The sequence below is a fragment of the Streptomyces sp. NPDC004658 genome (assembly GCF_040609555.1).
Classification (GTDB): Bacteria; Actinomycetota; Actinomycetes; order Streptomycetales; family Streptomycetaceae; genus Streptomyces.
The window spans coordinates 1-2,153 of the sequence record NZ_JBEXKG010000370.1; the positions used below are offsets into that span (position 1 = coordinate 1).

Below are 2,153 nucleotides of genomic sequence, written 5' to 3' on the forward strand. Positions count from 1 at the left end.
GCCGCGCCGCCGAGGAGCAGGGAGCGGCGGCGGCTGCCCGGGCGCCGCGGCGCGTCCTCGGGAACGTCCGTGGGCCGTTCGTCCTCGGGAACTCCCGCCGACCGCTCGGCCGTTGTCGCGTCGAGGGCCGTCGCCTCGATGTCCGGCAGGGCGAGCATCGCGGCGGAGCGGTCCGCGATGAGCCGTACGACGTCGTCGGGCAGCCAGTCGTCGGTGCCGGCGGGAGCGTCCACGCCGAGCGCCTCGTCCACCTCGCGGGCGGTGGGCCGGGCGGCCGGGTCCTTGGCGAGACAGCGCTCCAGCAGCTCGCGCAGGTCGTCGGGGAGGCCGTCGAGGTCGGGCTCGTCGTGCACGGTGCGGTAGAGAAGGGCGTCCACGGCCCCGGTGCCGAAGGGCGGGCGGCCGGTGGCGGCGTAGGAGAGGAGGCAGCCGAGGGAGAAGACGTCACCGGCGGGGGTGGCGGGCTGTGCCCGCGCCTGTTCGGGCGCCAGGAAGCCGGGGGTGCCGACGACCATGCCGGCCGAGGTGAGGGCCGTCTCCTCGGTCGCGCGCGCGATGCCGAAGTCGATCAGGCGCGGGCCGTCCAGGGCGAGGAGGACGTTGCCGGGCTTGACGTCGCGGTGCACGAGGCCCGCCTCGTGCACGGCGCTCAGCGCCCGGGCCAGCATCCGGCCGAGCACACGCACCCCGCGCGGCGGCAGCGGACCACAGGCGGCGACCGCCTCGGCGAGCGAGGGCCCGGGCACGAACGCGGTGGCCAGCCAGGGCGCGGGAGCGTCCGGGTCGGCGCCGGTCACGGGTACGGCCCACGGGCTGTCCACGCGCCGGGCGGCGGCGACCTCACGGCGGAACCGCGCGCGGAACTCGGGCTGGTCGGCGTACTCCGGCAGGATCACCTTGACGGCGGCCAGCTCCCCGGACTGCGCACGGCCGAGGTATACCACGCCCATGCCGCCCGCGCCGAGCCGGGCGAGCAGCCGGTGGCCGCCGATCCGGGCCGGGTCGGCGGGGGTGAGCCTCTCGGTCATCGGCGGCCGCCCTTCGTGACGGCCGACCCGGACGCCGAGGGCGAGCCGGTCCGGTCCGGGGCGTCCCGCTCGATCTCGCGCCGCAGTTCGGTGCGCATCCTCGTATGCGGGTCCCTCAGCCGGTCGAAGAGGTCGGTCCTGGACCAGCCCTTGGCGCCCTTGGCCGAGACCGCGACGGTGACCGGGCCGATACGGGTCTGCTCCCAGACGTACGGGTGGGGACCGCCGAGCCGGTCGCTGGTGTAGGCGCCGGTCTCGGTCAGGGTGTCGTCGGCGTAGTCGTTCCCGGAGTCGCCGAGGGCGTTCGGGACGTCGTTCAGGTCGGTGAGCACCTCGCCGGAGCGCAGCAACTGGGAGGGGCAGCGCAGCATCTCCTCCAGCACCTCGGCGTTCTCCCAGTCGGCCTGCTCGGCGGTCCGGTGCACGGTGACGACGGCGCTGAGCGTGAGCGGCCCCCGGCCGCCGCTCGCCGGGATCTCGTAATGGCGGGTCAGGGAGGCGAGGACGTCCTTCGGGAGCGCCCGCTGCCGCCAGACGCAGTCGTCGCCGAGCACCGCCCAGCGCCGGGGGTCGCTCTCGTACGGGCTGCGGCGGACCGCGTCCGGGCCGAACGCGGAGGGCTGTGCGAGGACATCGCGGATCAGGGCGGCGGCCCCGGCCGCGGTCGTCGGGACCTTGGCGGGGTCGACGTCGACCACGGCGGTCGGCGAGGGACGGGCGCTCGCCGCGCCCTGGGCCGCCGTCCCGGCCGCCGGTCCGCGGGATGCGTCCCCACCGGAGGTACAGCCGGCCAGTACCGCGCCGCACACCGCCACCGCGCAGCCGAGCCGTGCCGCCACCCCTGCCAGCACCACACGTTCCCCCAGGCATCGCCGGACCACCCGTCGATCTCATGCTAGGCGGCAACTTGCGTGCGCCGGGCAGCTGTTGGCGATCGTGGCCCAGCTGTGCCACGGCTGTCACACAGTCCCGGGCCTGCCGCGAGCCGACCGGCCGCGGAACGGCGCCGCCTGCCCGGACCGCGTACCGCTGAGCCGCCCCGGACCGCCTCCCGCACGAGCGGTGCCGGCCCCTGACGGCGGAGCAGGTACTGGACGCGGCCCGCGGAGCGGAGCGTTCCCGGGC

The 2,153-nt window shown here is 76.5% G+C and carries 2 protein-coding genes; both read right to left on the reverse strand.

Features of this window, described 5'->3' with window-relative positions; all coding sequences use genetic code 11:
- Positions 1-1,028, reverse strand: a 1,028-nt coding sequence (locus ABZV94_RS41385; protein WP_356350233.1) for a serine/threonine-protein kinase, incomplete at its 3' end; no start/stop codon positions are given.
- Entirely contained in the window at positions 1,025-1,879 is an 855-nt protein-coding gene (locus ABZV94_RS41390; RefSeq protein WP_356350236.1) for a hypothetical protein, read from the reverse strand. The genes ABZV94_RS41390 and ABZV94_RS41385, both read right to left, overlap by 4 nt.
- Between the last annotated feature and the right edge of the window lie 274 nt (positions 1,880-2,153).